Raw genomic sequence first — 15,513 nt, forward strand, 5'->3', positions numbered from 1 at the left:
TGCTTATAAAAAATACAGCTTGAAAAATTACAACTTTGCAAAATTAAAAGTTGAGTTCAAATGGCTTTATTTTTTTAATAAAAAATGAGCGAATCGGCTTTATTAAATGCAGCCAAATAACGACGGCTATAACACAAAATAGACCCAATAAAAATACCCCAGGCTAAGCTGGGGTGCTTTCTAAATGCTAGATGGTAATAAAAGGGAACCCTTAATTAAGCTCTCTGGCGAGTTAACAAGCCCCACAGGAATAGCAGAACCATTGCACCTAGAACAGCAAAAGCAATACTCGGTACTGTCAACGCTCCGTAGGCTGCGCCTCCCGATGACCCCAGTAAAACTTGTCCTAAATAACCACCAACCAGGGCACCTAAAATACCTAATACCATTGTGGCGAGAATACCGCCGCCTTGATGACCGGGATAAATGGCTTTAGCAATCGCACCTGCAATCAGACCTAAAACAATCCAAGCAATAATTCCCATTTTTTTGCTCCGTTCTTATTAATGTTTTTTGTTGATGTTGTTATCTTTTTGTTGTTATTAGAATAACAAGCTGGCTTAATTGTCCACCTCTATCAGAGGGTATAATCAAAAGGCATAGATAATGAAGCTATTGCTTAAGTTTGTTTATATATAAAGAAGTAGTATTTCCAGTTAATTAACCGGATTGCAATAAATTTTGGCTGACTGAGGGCGGTTGAAGCCAAAAACGGCAATCATGACTCAACTCGCCCAGTGGAGAGGGCGGTGCTAGCCTCAGCAAAGCGGAGAACAAAGCTTTATTTAGTCAGACGCGCGAACTTTTTACTCCCCTAACAGAAAGTAGGCAGGAGGGAGAAAAGTCGGAATCGCTCCGAGACAGGAATGGTTTCTGCCTAGATGAGCGTAGGTAAACGTAGGCGCGATCGCAACAAAATTCTCCTTTTAGTCTGAAGAGCATACCAGCCGCCTTGTAACCCCTAGCTCTTAACAAGCCGCCACGAAGAAAGCTAACCCTGACATTCTTAATAAGAAATAAGTTGCACCTTTTCGCCTATTTAGCTACTTAGATTGTTCAATCCCCCTGTGTTGTCCCGGTTTCCCCATCGGTTGGCAGAGGAACTCACACTTTAGGCAGAGGTAAACATATGTAACAAAATGTGAACTTAACTAAGTCTAAGTTTTTAGGGAAACCCTTAGCAATGACCAATCAAAAACGCAACAGTTTGATTAAACAACTGGCTAGCCTGATGGGAGTTATCGGTGCTAGTACCCTTATGGGTCTGCCAGCTGGTGCCCAGGTGAATCCCAACCCTGAAATTCTTCAATCAGACGTTTTCAGCAAGCCGCCCTACAATCGCGATCGCAGCGCTCAGTCAACCCCAAGAACTGTACCATCCCCTACCGCTATCCCTAGCCAAGGCGCTCAGCCGAAGCCGTCTTCTACCGACCGGATGATACAATCCCCCAGCAACAGCACTCAGCCCCCTGCTACAGAAGGGATGATGCAATCCCCCAGCAACAGCACTCAGCCCCCTGCCACAGAAGGGATGATGCCAGCCCCCGGCGAAGGTCCTGACCCGGCTGCTACACAAGGGACGATGCCTTCAAGTAGCAACTTGGTTGCGCTTGCTGCCCAAAATGGTTCATTCAAAATTCTGACTGCTGCTTTGGAAGCCGCAGGTTTGACCGAAACCCTGGAACAACAAGGACCGTTCACGGTTTTTGCACCGACTGATGCAGCATTTGCAGCTTTACCCGAAGGCACTGTCGAAAAGTTACTGCAACCAGAAAATAAAGCGATGCTGGTTCAGATTTTGACCTACCACGTCATTCCCGGCAAAGTGAGTTCTTCCCAGTTGAAATCTGGAGAAGTGACGACAGTTGAAGGCAGCCCAGTCACCGTTAAGGTTGGAAACGATGGCGTGATGGTGGGCAACGCCAATGTCTCTCAGGCTAACATTGAAGCCACTAATGGCATCATTCATGTGATTGACAAGGTGATTATGCCACCGATGCCGACCAAGTAGATGTGAAACAGAGTCATCGTTTGTAACGCTAACGTTTCAAAAGAATAAACACCGTTCCGAGAAAGCTTGGGGCGGTGTTTTTTATCTCTGGCTATGAATAATTTGGTACTGAGGAAATTCAGGATAAATTAGAATACAATCGACACAAACATGGAGCATTTTGCTTCATGGGCGCTGAGGAGTGGGGAAATGGAGCGTTTCAAGGATTTATTTCTGCAAGAAGGAGTCGCCTTAGAAGGTGACAGGAAAAAGGTAAAAAAAAGCCTTTTTTACTTTTTATTTTTTGCGTTTTACTTTTTGCTTCCCGTAACCGATTCGGCTTCCGGTAAGATAGGGTTTGCTTTTTGTCAGCCAGCATCGGCTCAAGCAGCATACGGCAGCTATGTGGGTGTTGGTGCTACGGTGGGGATTAATGATAATGATTTTGGAGAAGGTCGCCAAATCGGTGGGGTGGTTGCTGTACGCTACAAACTCCTGCAAGCTCCCCTTTCCTTAAGGGCACAAGCGCTAATTGGGGCGAGTCCCGCGGTTGTGCCAACGATTTCCTATGATATCCCCCTCAACTGGCAAACAGATGTCTATGTGGGTGCAGGCGTTGCTTTTGGCAGTGGGAATCGGACGCCTTCGCCGGTGGGGGATAAAACCAGTTTTGCGATCCAACCGGGGATTGATTACGTCGTTCCCAACAGCAATGCTGTTCTGTTTGGCAATGCGATTATTGCTTTTGATGCCTACCGCGATGGCGGCGGTACTGCTGTTTCAGTCCAGGGTGGTGTGGGTTTGAGATTTTAGGGATTGCCTGTGACAAGACAGCGGAGTTGGAATCATTTGCGATCGCTCGCTTTAGATTTCTAGACGCCTGCGAATCTGCTGCACAATTACGTCCAGCGGCTCGGAAACGTCCACCCAGAGGGCATTCTGTGGTTCCTCAAGGGTGTCAAACTGGCTTTGCAGGAGTGTTTTGGTCATAAAGTGACTTTGACGCTCCTCCAGCCGCTGCGCGATCGCCTCAAAACTCCCTTTGAGATAAACGAGGCGCATCTGTTGTGGATCTCGCCACAGCATCTGACGATAGGATTCTTTTAAGGCAGAACACGCTAGTACCCGATTCTTGCCTTCCTGTAGCCATTGGTCGATGGCGTGTTGCATTGCTTGCAGCCACGGCATTCGGTCGGCATCGGTCAGGGGAATGCCTCGGCTCATCTTTTCAATATTAGCGGTTGAGTGGAAGCAGTCGGCGTCGCTGAAGCCCCAGTTTAGTTCTTGTGCGAGTAGCTGGGCGACGGTAGATTTGCCGCTACCAGATACGCCCATGACGAGAATAATCACTTTTTTATTACTAATCCGTTTCAGTTATTTTAAAATGCGATCGCTTCCATAATCTTGTCGATTTTAAATAATTGAAATTAAGCGATCGCGCCCATTAAATCGCCACACCTACATAAAGATATACTATTAAATAGTTACACGACTACGGAACGGTAATCATGACCCAGAAAACCCACAGACGAGTACCGCGTGGCAGCCGAATTTTTCCCGATCGCCCCCCGCTTTCTCCAGAAGAGATAGCAAAACGCAAGGCTGAGGATGAAGCATTTGGTAAGCGATGTCGGGAAATTTTTAACCAAGTTTACCCGGAATTAGTCGCGGAGCATTACGACTGGTTCATACATATTGAGCCAGAAAGCGGAGACTATTTCATTGACCCCGATGAAGAAGTCAGTTTCCAAAAAGCCCAGCAGAAGCACCCTACAGCAGTGCTGATGGCAATGCGCCTGAATGAAACCGGGACTTGCGGCAGAATATGATCCAAGGCTATTTTGGCGAGAAGGGCGAGCTATTTTTTGAGATTGACTTAATCGCGGATGATGGTTCATTAGTTACAGTGAATGCGTTGCTAGACACCGGATTCACTGACTGGTTGGTAATGAATATCCAAGATGTAGAGAGTTTGGGATGGTCATTTGTCAAGAAAGAGCAAATGCAGACAGCAAGGGGAGAGGCAACGTTTAATCTTTATCGAGGAACTGTTGTTATGGAGGGTAAAGAGTTTACTATTCCCGTTTTAGGGGGTGAAGAAATTACCGAGGTTTTACTGGGTTTACCCTGGCTAGAAAATCGGCGGTTAGTAGTAGATAGAAAAGCAGGTTTGCTGACGTTAGGAGAAGAGTAAGGAGAAAGCGATCGCCTTCCAAGCGCTTCATAAAAAACAACGGCGATTTCTCTAATCTTCCATCATCATTTCCCACAACCACCCGACAATATTTTCAACTAAATTCGGCTGATAACAGAGAAGAATTGCAGTGACAACAAGCCATTTGCTAAAAGCAATACCGTTGCGATACGGCTAAATTTCGGGCTGTTTCCTTCTGTTGCCAAGAATACTAGAACGCCGTGGCGATCGCAGTGCCGTAAGCTCTATGCACAACTGCCATCAAATACTGAGTCAAAGTATACGCATCAACTCCTAACTCAGTCCGCTCCTCGGCTGCCAAAATTCCGGCTTGAGCGTGCCACCAAGCCGCACTTTGCACCATCTCTGCGATGGGTAACTCTTGCTGAGATGCCGTTGCGACCAATCCACCCATTAGCCCCGTTAGCACATCTCCACTACCGCCACGGGCTAAAGCGGGAGTGCTTTCGGGAACAATCCATACTGAGCCGCCAGGATGGCAGATCGCAGTCCTTGCCCCCTTCAGGAGTACCACTGCCCCACTCTGCTGGGATGCTTCCCGAACGGCACTTACCCGGTCTTTCGTGGCATCGGGTGCATCTGGAAACAAACGCTTAAACTCACCTGTATGAGGGGTGAGAACAGTGGGTGCTTGTCGTTTAGAGAGAGTCGGTATCGGGTTTAATTGGGCGAGGATATTCAAGCCATCAGCGTCTAAAACAATCGGCAAATCGCTTTCTAATACTTTTTCCACGACTGACGTGGCATCTTTTGTCAAACCGGGACCACAAGCGATCGCATTATAGGAACTCAAATCAATTTCTTCTGGCAAAGATGCGATCGCACCTGTCTCTGTCTCCGGACAACCGATAATCAGCGCTTCTGGCAACTGAGCCACCAGCAAAGGTTTCAGCGATTCTGGCACCGCAATTGAGAGCATCCCGACGCCACTGGCTCTCGCTCCCAGTCCCGTTAAAATCGCGCCTCCAGCATACTTGCGAGAACCGCAAATTAACAGCAGATGTCCTTGTTTATACTTGTGAGTCACGGCGGCGCGAGGAATCGGAAGATGCGCGATCGCAACTTCCGGTGTCACCCGCTGAATGTCGGGCGTCTCACCCAGTACCGCCGAGATATCCGCCACCGGGATACCAAAATCAATCAGTTCGGCTTTTCCAACAGATTCCAAGGCTCGATCTTGCAGAAATGCTAATTTCCACAAGCCCAAGCAAAACGTGTAAGTTGCACGAACCGCCGTTCCCAGAACTTCCCCAGTATCGGTGTGCAAACCGGAAGGCAAATCGATACTAATGACTGGCTTAGACCACTGATTAAGTTGATGAATCGCAGAAAATATCGGTTCTGCGATCGCTCTTTCCAACCCAAACCCAAACAAACCATCAATAATGAGATCGCATTCTTGTAGCGGCTCAATCTCCTCAAAACAGGGAATGCCCAAACTCTCAGCATACTGGGCGTGTTGCGAAGTTAATTCTTTCAGCTTGGCAATTGGACGATAGATAACAACTTCATAACCCTGAAAATGCAACTCACGGGCGACCACCAACCCATCGCCCCCATTGTGACCTGGCCCTACCAAAACGCCTACACGCAGTCCCTTCTTACCTCCCCCCGTCAATGGGGGGAATGAGGGGGGGAAACAAGGATAAAGCGCTTGAACTCGACTAGCAATCAGTCCCCCCACCTTTTCCATCAAAGCCGCCACCGGCATTCCAGCAGTAAAGATACGCCCTTCAATCTCGCGCATCTGCTGGGCAGTCACCACCATTTGCTGAATCTTTTCCTGCCTTTGTTGCATCTGTGCCAATTTCAGTGCTGATTCCTGTGAGTTCTAAGTTTTATCTTACTCAGCATGAGCATGGGCAAAGTCTCCCCGCCCCTACAGCAGGGGCACGCTATTGACCAAAATAAACCACCCGCGCATCCATACCATTAGAGCGAAGAAAGCGACTCCAGCGTTCTGCTTGTGACTGATTCTCAAAAGGGCCGACCGCAACGTGGGGTCCGCGTGGTACTTCTCTTTGAAACACCTCATCCTTGGGGAACCCCAGCCGGATCATGTGGGCAGCAATGTCAGGTAAATACTCCTGACTCCCTGGAATCACAACGAAATAGGTAACTTCCTCCACTTCATCCCTACGAGTGACTGGACGAGAATCGAAATTCTCTGCATCAGCATCAAAATTCTCCTCAGAATAAGCGCTAATTTTCGCCCGAATGCCCCATTCTTCCAAATCCCGAATCCGCTGCTGGGCTTTAACTTCATCAGCAAATACTCCCGCTTGGATTACACCCCCGCCGTACCGCACAAAAGCTTCGGGTTCTATTTTTCGGACTTGGGCTAACAACAGAGGGCTATCCCCATTAATAAAAACCCCAAAGAGACGAGAATTCCGACGCACCGGGGGAGAATTCTCATCTCTACTTCTGCTAGGTGTCCTTTTGCTAGGTGTAATTGGTGGTGGTGCCTGAAATTCAATCTCACGCCTGCCCGAAGGATTCGGTGAAATCGAGGGCAAAGTATCTTGAGGAAACGCTGGCGGAGTATTTGGTGATGTAGGTAAGCCAGGAAGCACATCAGGTGGTGTAGGGAGAGGTCTGGCTGCTGCTGGAATCGGGTGTGGAATGAGCAAATATCCACCCCAGAACAAGCACGAGGCAAGGGACAACAGCCAACAGGTTTTTCTTTCTCTGTTGCCATGAGTGAGTAAACGCTGCTGATTGCTCCTCATTTAAAATCAGCTCTCCTCGGCGATCTTCCAGGAATTGTGCGGACAAAATTTGTAGTCAATCTAGCATAATTAGTCATCAGTCCTTCATCATTAGTGATTAAAACGTTGGAATATTGTCAGGTTGGAACGTTCTAACTTGATAACGCCTACAGACAAAGGACTAATCACTCTAGACGAATGACGATTATCAAAGTGTTAGTCTAGAAAAGAAAAAACTGATAATTCAGTAATTCACTTTTTCGTTCTATGAATAAAGTCGTCGTCGGCCTCTCCGGTGGAGTTGATAGTTCCGTCGCAGCTGCCACCCTCCATCATCAAGGATATGAAGTTGTTGGTCTTACCCTCTGGCTAATGAAGGGTAAAGGTCAATGCTGTTCTGAGGGAATGGTCGATGCGGCTTCTCTTTGCGAACAGTTGAGCATTCCCCATCACATTGTTGATAGCCGGGATGTTTTTCAGGAAAATATTGTCGATTACCTAGTTGCGGGATACGAATCGGGGATTACTCCGTTGCCTTGTTCTCAGTGTAATAAGGCGGTGAAATTTGGCCCGATGCTGCGCTATGCCTCTGAAGAGTTGGGGATTGATAAAATTGCCACGGGTCATTATGCGCGGATCGGGTATGACGCAGAAACCGGACGTTATCAGCTGCGTCGGGCTGTAGATTTATCTAAGGATCAGTCGTACTTTTTGTACGATTTGAGCCAAGAAATGCTAGCGGGATCGATGTTTCCGTTGGGAGAACTACACAAGACAGAAACTCGGCGTATCGCCGCAGAATTCGGCTTAAAAACCGCTGATAAGCCAGAAAGTATGGATTTGTGTTTGGTTGAATCCCACGGTTCCATGCAAACGTTTCTAGACAAGTACATTTCTCAGCAAACGGGTGACATTGTTGACCAGTCCGGGAAGGTCTTAGGTCAGCATACGGGTATCCATCACTACACCATTGGACAGCGGAAGGGAATTGGTGTTGCGGCGGCGGAACCGCTGTATGTGGTGGCGTTGGATGCGGTACGGAATCGAGTGATTGTAGGCGATCGCGCTAGCACTCATAAGCCTGAATGCACCGCAGCGCGGTTAAACTGGGTTTCTATCCCAGAACCCACCAGTCCAATCCGTGCCGAAGTGCAAGTCCGCTATCGTTCAAAGGCAGTACCAGTCACCGTAATTCCCCTGGAAGATTCGCGAATCAAGCTTGTCTTCGATGAACCTCAGTTCGGGATTACCCCTGGACAAGCTGCGGTTTTGTACGATGGAGACATTGTACTCGGCGGTGGCATCATCGACAGGTTTGAGTAATTAGAAACTCAAAGGCTCGCCAAGATACGCAAAGGGAATTATACTTAGCGTCCTCCGCAAGAAATAGATAATTTATTTAGAGGCAAAGGTAAAGTCTTTTGCCTCTTTTTTATCCATATTTAATTAGCTACAGAGGTAATTTTGTGGGAAAATCATGAATTTAATTTAGACTTTTTTCTGATTAAAACTGGATAAGTGAAGCCATTACAGATTCTAAAACTATTCAAACAGCACCAAAAAGTTATCCGAGGCATCTCTTGCAGCCGCAGAATAGAAGCTAATTATATTATCCTATCCGTGCCGTAATGTTATACATTTCCTGCATCGACTCTTGAAAACGGTTGAATTCAAATTTCTGTCCTGTTTCTAGGTAAAGCAAGATACTGTCTGGTACCTTTATATCCCTTCAAAAATGCTTATCTATGAGCTTTTGGAAAGAATAAAACCTAGACCTGGTATGTACTTGGGAAAGAAGTCTATTACCTTATTAAAGGCATTTATTTCCGGGTACTATTTTGCTAGGCAAACAAATAATGTTGCTATTTTAGAAGAAATTCCTCCGTTTGGACAATTTCATGATTGGATTGCTAGATATTACAATTGGGAATCATCAACAGCAGGATGGAATAACATTATTTTGCAAGAAGTTGGAGACGAAGCCAAAGCTCTAGATGTTTTTTTTGAGCTACTCGAATTATTCAAACAACGATTGCCCATCTTAAAGCATCGTGTGTTTCTAAGTTCGCAACATACATCTACCAGAGTCGTGCGTCGGTATCGCTATGTAAATGGGGAAAAAATAGAGCTATCTCCACCTCAAGAAATTAGAATTGTGCAATACATACCTGACTCTGGTTTCTATCTCTTTCAAATATCGCAGGAGTGGGGAGCTTCCGAAGAAGGTTACTTTGAAACAGAGGAGTTAGCGATGGAACAAGTCTATAAAGAGTTTCAAGTTACCTGGGATGAATGGGAAGCGATCGCATAATGAGCGCAAACACATTAGTTGAAAAATCGCTCCTCTTCAACCCCAAGAGAAGGGAACTGGGGGGTTAGGTTTTTCACCGTCCGGTTCTATATATTGGTACGATGTTTTTTGCAGCTAAAATTAACAATTCGATATGAGTCAGCGTCCAGACGGCATAGCACCTCACGGCGGTCAGCTAATTAATCGCATCGCTACACCAGAACAACGACAAGTATTTCTCGATAAAGCCGACTTTCTGCCCAGAGTGCAACTCGACGAACGGGCAACATCGGATCTAGAACTGATTGCCATTGGTGGATTTAGCCCGCTGACTGGCTTTATGGAACAAGCAGACTACGATCGTGTAGTGACTGAAATGCGGCTTGCCAATGGGCTACCGTGGGCAATTCCCGTCACGCTTTCGGTGGATGAGTCGATTGCGGCGAATCTCAAAGAAGGCGGTTTGGTGCGTCTGGATGACCCGACTGGTAGATTTGTGGGTGTCATGGAACTCACACAAAAGTATCGCTACGACAAAACCCGCGAGGCGGTGAATGTTTATCGTACCCATGATGAAAAGCACCCAGGCGTTAAGGTTGTCTACAAGCAAGGGGAAATTAATCTCGCGGGTTCAGTTTGGCTGTTGCAACGCGACTCTCATCCTTTATTCCCAAATTACCAGATCGATCCCGCTCAATCTCGCGCCATGTTCAAAGAAAGGGGATGGAAAACGATTGTCGGCTTCCAAACTCGCAACCCCATCCACCGGGCGCATGAATATATCCAAAAGTGCGCTTTAGAAACCGTAGATGGCTTGTTCTTGCATCCCTTAGTGGGAGTCACTAAAGATGATGACATCTCGGCAGAGATTCGGATGCGCTGCTACGAGATTATGCTGGAACACTACTACCCCCAAGACCGGGTAATTTTGGCAATTAATCCCGCTGCGATGCGCTACGCTGGCCCTAGAGAGGCAATTTTCCATGCCCTGCTTCGCAAGAATTACGGCTGTACGCACTTCATCGTTGGACGCGACCATGCGGGTGTCGGCGATTATTATGGAACTTACGATGCTCAGCACATTTTTGATGAGTTTGAGCCGGGTGAATTGGGCATCACGCCGATGAAGTTTGAACACGCCTTCTACTGCACGCGCACGCAGACAATGGCGACGACAAAGACGAGTCCCAGCACTCCCGCTGAACGCATTCATCTATCGGGAACGAAGGTGCGAGAAATGCTACGTCGGGGTGAATTGCCACCACCAGAGTTTTCTCGTCCAGAAGTTGCGGCAGAATTGGCAAGGGCGATGCAGGTGCCGGAGGAAGCAAGCAAATTTAAGATTGCAAGTTTCAAATTTGAAATTTGAGAGGGGAGGCAACTTAAATTTGAAAATTTGCCATTCTTTCTATTCTCTCAAGCCTAGCCCCTGATAGGCTGATCGAGTACTGGCTAATGGCTAATGGCTGATATGGGATTGAATCGGCGAAGTTTTCTGCAACGGGCGGGGTTGGCGCTAGCGGCGCTGGGCGTAAGCGAAACGGCCCTATCTCTACTGGGAAATCGAAGCTTTGCGGTGCCTCTGCTAGATCGCTATTATCAGGCGCTGGCACAACCGAGTGGGCGGAAGTTAGCGCTACTGGTAGGAATTAATCAGTACCCGCGTGGGACAGAGACGCGATCGCTTCCGTCTCTCCAAGGTTGTGTCACAGATGTAGAACTGCAACGGGAACTTTTGATTCATCGCTTTGGTTTTCACCCTAGCGATATTCTGACGCTGACAGATAGCCAAGCAACGCGGCAGAATATTGAAACTGCTTTTCTGGAGCATCTCACAGAGCAGGCGGCGGCGGGAGATGTTGTCTTGTTCCACTTCAGCGGCTGCGGTAGCCGTGTCAGAACTAGGGCTGAGGAGAATGGACTGAGGACTTTGGGTGCTGATGAATCCTCGCTCAGTCCTGAGTCTACCCTTGAGGAAGGGGAAAGCGTTGCGGCTGCACAGCTAGCGCCTACCGTCTTGAACACTCAAATCAACACTCAAAACAGTTTAGTGCCAGTAGATGGAGTGCTGCTGACGAAAGGGGCACCGGCGAATGATTTGTTGGAAGAGACACTGCTGTTGCTGTTGCGATCGCTTCCCACAGACCAAGTCACAACAGTACTGGATACCAGCTATACTGACGCCGATACAGCCCTCCAAGGGAACTTGCGGATTCGTTCTGCCCTAAAATCGCTAGCAGAGCAAGCGAGCGACCAAGAACTCGCTTTTCAGGAACAACTCCTGCGGCGTCTCAAATCTTCGCGGGAACAGCTCAATAAGCAGCACCAACCCGGTCAAATGCCAGGAATCGTGCTGGCAGCGGCTGGCCCCAGTCAACTGGCGGCAGAGGCTCCTTGGGGCGGTTTCAGCGCTGGATTGTTCACCTATGCCCTGACGCAACATCTCTGGCAGGCGACTCCTCCCACTACGGTTCAAGTCACTTTCAGTCGAGCAGCTGGGGTCGTCGAGCAGCTGGCGGGGAAAGAGCAACAACCCCAGTTGAGCGGTCAAAAAAGTAACCAGCCTTCCTTGTTACCCTATCAGCCGGAAATTAGTATCGGTGCGGATGGCGTCGTTACAGCGGTGGAAGAGGGCGGTAAAACGGTACATCTGTGGCTAGCAGGATTACCTGCACCCGTTTTGGAATACTACGGAGTGAATTCTCAGCTGAGTGCTTCCCTACCCATCTCGGAAGCTCAGACTCCAGACAGCAACGTGACAGGTGAAGTTTCATCAGTTCCGACCCAACTGCAACTACACATTCGTTCCAAGGAGGGTCTCACCGCCAAGGCGCGAGTTATCGGCAGCACAGACACTTCTAGCCTCTCTAGCCTCCAAGTGGGGCAACTGGTTCACGAATCCGTCCGGGTGTTGCCCAAAAATATAGGTTTGACAATTGCCTTAGATGCCGGACTGGAGCGAATTGAACGGGTGGATGCTACCAGTGCTTTTGCCAGCGTTCGCTCTGTATCATCCGTGGTAACGGCAGGAGAGCAACCCGCCGATTATTTGTTTGGCAAGGCGCAGACACCCGATTATCAGGGGGGATATGGGTTATTTTCTCTCGGTCGGGATTTGATTCCCAATACCGTTGGGGAATCGGGTGAGGCGGTGAAGGCGGCTGTGAATCGGTTAGTGCCCAAACTGAAAATGTTGCTGACAGCGAAATTATTGCGTCTGACGATCAATGAAGGGTCTTCCCGCTTGGGAGTGAGAGCAACGTTGGAGATGATTTATCCCAACCAAAAGGTGCTGCTAAACCGAGAAACGCTGCGGATGACAGGGGACGCCGTTGTGGATTCTAATTCCAGAAGCGAGTCATCGCGTCTCGACAACTCAAAAATTACTTCTGAGGGAGGCATCCCCGCCATCCCCATCGGTAGCCGCATCCAGTACCGAGTTCAAAATTATAGCGATCGCCCGATCTATTTGATGCTTATCGGCGTTGATAGCGGCGGTGCTGGTGTTGCTCTCTATCCGTTGCAATTTCCCCAAATCGGGGACAGTCCGGATGCGAAACCAACGATCAAAGAGCTGGTCGTCGAGGCGGGTGCTACCCTGATCGTGCCACAACCTTCTGGCTCTTTTGAATTGACGATTCACGGTCCTAGTGGGTTAGAAGAAACTCTTCTAATTTGCTCCTCGGCACCCTTTACCCAGACGATGGCGGCTGTAGCATCAATTCGCGGGTTGAAGGGAGAGGGAGTGGGCGAGTTGTTTAAGCCGCTGAATGTGGCGCAGGCGGTGCTGCAAGACTTGCATCAGGCGAGTACGTTAGGGAAGCGGCATGAAGGGGAAACCGAAGCGCTCGCTTCAGTCTCTACCGAAACGATTGCTGTCTCTTCTGACTCCTACGCCCTAGATGTGCGAAGCTGGGCAACACTCAGCTTTATTTATCAGGTGGTTTAAAAGCGATCGTCCTACCTTTACATTTCAGATGTGGCGATGGGTTGGGACTGGGAAGGGGAAATTAGCGTTTTGAGTTGTAGAGACGCGATAAATCGCGTCTGAGTTTTGAGTGATAAGAGCATTCTTTAATTCAAAATTCAAACCCCTGGCATTGAGCGAAGCCAAGGGTTATCACTCAAAAAGTCTTTACCCATTCCCCATTTCCAACCCTCTGCGACTAATCTACAATTTAAATGCACATCGGCTGATAGTTTTGGCTCGGATTGGGAATACTAAGACTGAAAGCTAACAGGATGAAAAATGAAAATTCCCAATCTGGTTGCGATCGCAAAGCTTGCGCTTCCTGCACTGGCGCTTTCTTCCCTGCTAGTATCTGCCGTTGCTACCACTGCCCAACCCCAGCCTAATTCACCTCCAACCTTGTCAAATCAAGAACGAGAGGAACTAGAACGACTGCGGCAAGAGAAAGAAATACGCGATCGCGTCCAAGCTGAAGTTGACCGAGCCTTTAGCCGCATCACCACGCTGCTCAATACTTTGGTACTTGTTCTGACGCTGTTTCCGATTGCGATCGCTGTTAGTGTGGTTCTGCTTCGTCGCAGTATGACAAATCAAATAATTTCAGATGCTCAAAAGGAATTCACGCAGCTACAAGAACAACTTATTAGACAAATAGAAGAGACCGCTAAGGCTAATTTAAAATTAGAACAATCTGCTTTACCGCAAGAAGCTAATTTTTTGGAAACGGATACTTTAAGTCAATTAAATACAATTTTAACCCAAGCTCAGATTATATTAGAAGACTTAAAAGAACAGAAAGAAAGTGTACAACAAGAAATTGCAAAATTTAGGTACGCACAAGCTGTTAAAATTCCGACCGTTATAGATAGAGAAATTGAAACCTCTAACTTTGAGCATTCTTATCACAATCATGAACTGCTTTCCGATACCCTATCGGAGCCTGTAGCCCAAACAAACGATGCAGTGTCTGAGCAAAGAGTGACAGAAACAGAATCTGTCAATCAAAATCTTGATTTAAATGCCAATGATTACTTGATTTTAGGCAACTCTTGCTTTTCTGAAGGTCGATATTTAGAGGCAAATCAATCTTACAACTTAGCGGTTAAAATTGAACCAAACTTTTCGGAAGCTCGATATAACAATGCTCGCTGCTATGCAATGCAATACCGCCTCAATCTAGCAGTCGGAAACTTACAATGGGCAATTGATATTGAGCCTATGTATAAAGAGATTGCTAAAACCGATGAAGCTTTTAGCGCAATTCGAGGAGAAGAGATGTTTAGAAAAATAGTAGATGAGTAGATTTTTCTAATTTCTATTGATAGGTTTATTCATAAAAAACTTAATTTTATAAAAAGATACGCTGCACCTCCATGTGCAAGGTTTTAAAGCGCCTAATTATTGATTATTAATTATCATAAATAAAACTTTAAACTACAGCCATTCGCTATACTCAATCGCTAAAATCAAAAGATGATGACAAAGCGCTATAACCACCAACAAATCGAATCGTTCGCCCAAGCGGTTCTGAACGATGGCTATTGTGTGTTGCCCAATCACTTTTCTCCGGTAACACTTAATTCTTGGCGTGAAGCTTTCACGCCTTTGCTAGAAGATCATATTGTCCGCGAAGGCAAGCTTCGCAATCGCGGTTCAGCCCGCTATTATGTAACCCTTCCTTTCACGGCTCCTTTTGCCGATCCTAGTATTTACGAAGATGACGATATTCTGGCACTTGTAGAGTTATTAGTAGGCAAAGATGCAGTGATGTGCCAACTAGCAACTGACACACCTTTGCTGGGGTCTGAATATCAAGACGTGCATCGAGATGCGCCGCCACTTTTCCCCGAAATGGGTACAGAAACGCCGCCATTCCAGTTAGCTGTCAACTTTCCACTCGTAGATATCACTCTGGAAAACGGGCCAATGGAGATTACGCGCAGTACGCACATGATTTCCAAAGAGGAAGGACTGCGCCGCATGGAGTCTGGAGAAGCCAAGTTAGAACCTGTCACAATGCAACTGGGTGATGTGATGATCCGGGATGTTCGGGGTCTGCACCGGGGCACTCCTAACTACACAGAAACACCGCGTCCGATGGTTGTAATTGGCTATAGTCGCCGCTGGATGTTTCGTCCTGAGGTATCGATTAATATTCCGCGTGCAACCCTAGATACACTCTCCGAACGCGCCCGTTACTTGTTGCGTTTTAATCCGATTGTGGAATCCGTAAACGATAAATCCGAGGTTGAGGTTTATCAATCGTTCGCTTACTAAGTCGCTTACTAAGTTTAGTTGTGACTGTTCTAAGTTCAAGTAGCGGTCGGTCTTCTTCTG

Annotated in this window: 14 protein-coding genes; 10 read left to right on the forward strand and 4 right to left on the reverse strand. The window is 47.4% G+C overall.

Features of this window, described 5'->3' with window-relative positions:
- Positions 1 to 215: 215 nt before the first annotated feature.
- Positions 216 to 485: a GlsB/YeaQ/YmgE family stress response membrane protein gene (locus NC997_RS09200; RefSeq protein ID WP_190412970.1), complete on the reverse strand. Its 270-nt coding sequence runs from the start codon at positions 483 to 485 to the stop codon at positions 216 to 218.
- A 698-nt stretch (positions 486 to 1,183) separates the two neighbouring features.
- On the opposite strand from NC997_RS09200, the gene NC997_RS09205 reads away from it, so the two are divergent.
- Both NC997_RS09205 and NC997_RS09210 read left to right on the forward strand, forming a co-directional pair.
- Entirely contained in the window at positions 1,184 to 2,011 is an 828-nt protein-coding gene (locus NC997_RS09205) for a fasciclin domain-containing protein (RefSeq protein WP_190527492.1), read from the forward strand.
- Positions 2,012 to 2,200: 189 nt separating this feature from the next.
- Entirely contained in the window at positions 2,201 to 2,803 is a 603-nt protein-coding gene (locus tag NC997_RS09210) for a hypothetical protein (RefSeq protein ID WP_242028977.1), read from the forward strand.
- Positions 2,804 to 2,854: 51 nt separating this feature from the next.
- Here NC997_RS09210 and NC997_RS09215 read toward each other — a convergent pair whose 3' ends face one another.
- Positions 2,855 to 3,340, reverse strand: coding sequence for a gluconokinase, GntK/IdnK-type (locus NC997_RS09215; RefSeq protein ID WP_190527495.1), 486 nt, complete (start codon positions 3,338 to 3,340; stop codon positions 2,855 to 2,857).
- A gap of 158 nt (positions 3,341 to 3,498) precedes the next feature.
- Between NC997_RS09215 and NC997_RS09220 the strand changes: the two genes are divergently transcribed.
- Complete coding sequence (locus tag NC997_RS09220) at positions 3,499 to 3,819, forward strand: hypothetical protein (protein ID WP_190527496.1); 321 nt, start codon at positions 3,499 to 3,501, stop codon at positions 3,817 to 3,819.
- The gene (locus NC997_RS09225; protein ID WP_190527498.1) at positions 3,816 to 4,184 is read left to right on the forward strand and encodes an aspartyl protease; all 369 of its coding nucleotides are present in this window, start codon (positions 3,816 to 3,818) and stop codon (positions 4,182 to 4,184) included. Before NC997_RS09220 ends, NC997_RS09225 begins: the two co-directional genes overlap by 4 nt.
- Positions 4,185 to 4,395: 211 nt before the next feature.
- Here the strand turns inward: NC997_RS09225 and NC997_RS09230 are convergent, their stop codons facing one another.
- Both NC997_RS09230 and NC997_RS09235 read right to left on the reverse strand, forming a co-directional pair.
- On the reverse strand, positions 4,396 to 6,003 hold the full coding sequence (locus NC997_RS09230; protein WP_190527500.1) for an NAD(P)H-hydrate dehydratase: 1,608 nt from the start codon (positions 6,001 to 6,003) through the stop codon (positions 4,396 to 4,398).
- A 97-nt stretch (positions 6,004 to 6,100) separates the two neighbouring features.
- The gene (locus NC997_RS09235; RefSeq protein WP_190527502.1) at positions 6,101 to 6,937 is read right to left on the reverse strand and encodes a hypothetical protein; all 837 of its coding nucleotides are present in this window, start codon (positions 6,935 to 6,937) and stop codon (positions 6,101 to 6,103) included.
- 246 nt (positions 6,938 to 7,183) lie between these two features.
- Between NC997_RS09235 and mnmA the strand changes: the two genes are divergently transcribed.
- The 6 genes from mnmA (at position 7,184) to NC997_RS09265 (ending at position 15,453) form a co-directional block, all read left to right on the forward strand.
- Entirely contained in the window at positions 7,184 to 8,239 is a 1,056-nt protein-coding gene (mnmA, locus tag NC997_RS09240; RefSeq protein ID WP_190428671.1) for a tRNA 2-thiouridine(34) synthase MnmA, read from the forward strand.
- A gap of 412 nt (positions 8,240 to 8,651) precedes the next feature.
- Positions 8,652 to 9,227, forward strand: coding sequence for a hypothetical protein (locus NC997_RS09245; protein WP_190527504.1), 576 nt, complete (start codon positions 8,652 to 8,654; stop codon positions 9,225 to 9,227).
- Between the two features lie 133 nt (positions 9,228 to 9,360).
- Positions 9,361 to 10,575 carry a sulfate adenylyltransferase gene (gene sat / locus NC997_RS09250; protein ID WP_190527506.1) on the forward strand — a complete coding sequence of 405 codons (1,215 nt, stop codon included), beginning with the start codon at positions 9,361 to 9,363 and terminating at the stop codon, positions 10,573 to 10,575.
- 102 nt (positions 10,576 to 10,677) lie between these two features.
- Positions 10,678 to 13,155 carry a caspase family protein gene (locus NC997_RS09255; RefSeq protein ID WP_199306186.1) on the forward strand — a complete coding sequence of 826 codons (2,478 nt, stop codon included), beginning with the start codon at positions 10,678 to 10,680 and terminating at the stop codon, positions 13,153 to 13,155.
- Between the two features lie 300 nt (positions 13,156 to 13,455).
- Positions 13,456 to 14,478, forward strand: coding sequence for a hypothetical protein (locus NC997_RS09260; protein WP_190412960.1), 1,023 nt, complete (start codon positions 13,456 to 13,458; stop codon positions 14,476 to 14,478).
- 171 nt (positions 14,479 to 14,649) lie between these two features.
- Positions 14,650 to 15,453, forward strand: a complete 804-nt coding sequence (locus NC997_RS09265) for a phytanoyl-CoA dioxygenase family protein (RefSeq protein ID WP_190527509.1) — start codon at positions 14,650 to 14,652, stop codon at positions 15,451 to 15,453.
- Positions 15,454 to 15,513: the final 60 nt, after the last annotated feature.

Origin of the sequence: Trichocoleus sp. DQ-A2, assembly GCF_039961915.1 — a bacterium.
GTDB lineage: Bacteria > Cyanobacteriota > Cyanobacteriia > Cyanobacteriales > FACHB-T130 > FACHB-T130.

Excerpts from the sequence above, each read along its gene's own strand:
- NC997_RS09200 (WP_190412970.1), bottom strand. The coding sequence starts at position 485 with ATGGGAATTATTGCTTGGATTGTTTTAGGTCTGATTGCAGGTGCGATT.
- NC997_RS09205 (WP_190527492.1), top strand. The coding sequence starts at position 1,184 with ATGACCAATCAAAAACGCAACAGTTTGATTAAACAACTGGCTAGCCTG.
- NC997_RS09210 (WP_242028977.1), top strand. The coding sequence starts at position 2,201 with ATGGAGCGTTTCAAGGATTTATTTCTGCAAGAAGGAGTCGCCTTAGAA.
- NC997_RS09220 (WP_190527496.1), top strand. The coding sequence starts at position 3,499 with ATGACCCAGAAAACCCACAGACGAGTACCGCGTGGCAGCCGAATTTTT.
- NC997_RS09225 (WP_190527498.1), top strand. The coding sequence starts at position 3,816 with ATGATCCAAGGCTATTTTGGCGAGAAGGGCGAGCTATTTTTTGAGATT.
- NC997_RS09230 (WP_190527500.1), bottom strand. The coding sequence starts at position 6,003 with ATGCAACAAAGGCAGGAAAAGATTCAGCAAATGGTGGTGACTGCCCAG.
- NC997_RS09235 (WP_190527502.1), bottom strand. The coding sequence starts at position 6,937 with ATGAGGAGCAATCAGCAGCGTTTACTCACTCATGGCAACAGAGAAAGA.
- mnmA (WP_190428671.1), top strand. The coding sequence starts at position 7,184 with ATGAATAAAGTCGTCGTCGGCCTCTCCGGTGGAGTTGATAGTTCCGTC.
- NC997_RS09245 (WP_190527504.1), top strand. The coding sequence starts at position 8,652 with ATGCTTATCTATGAGCTTTTGGAAAGAATAAAACCTAGACCTGGTATG.
- sat (WP_190527506.1), top strand. The coding sequence starts at position 9,361 with ATGAGTCAGCGTCCAGACGGCATAGCACCTCACGGCGGTCAGCTAATT.
- NC997_RS09255 (WP_199306186.1), top strand. The coding sequence starts at position 10,678 with ATGGGATTGAATCGGCGAAGTTTTCTGCAACGGGCGGGGTTGGCGCTA.
- NC997_RS09260 (WP_190412960.1), top strand. The coding sequence starts at position 13,456 with ATGAAAATTCCCAATCTGGTTGCGATCGCAAAGCTTGCGCTTCCTGCA.
- NC997_RS09265 (WP_190527509.1), top strand. The coding sequence starts at position 14,650 with ATGATGACAAAGCGCTATAACCACCAACAAATCGAATCGTTCGCCCAA.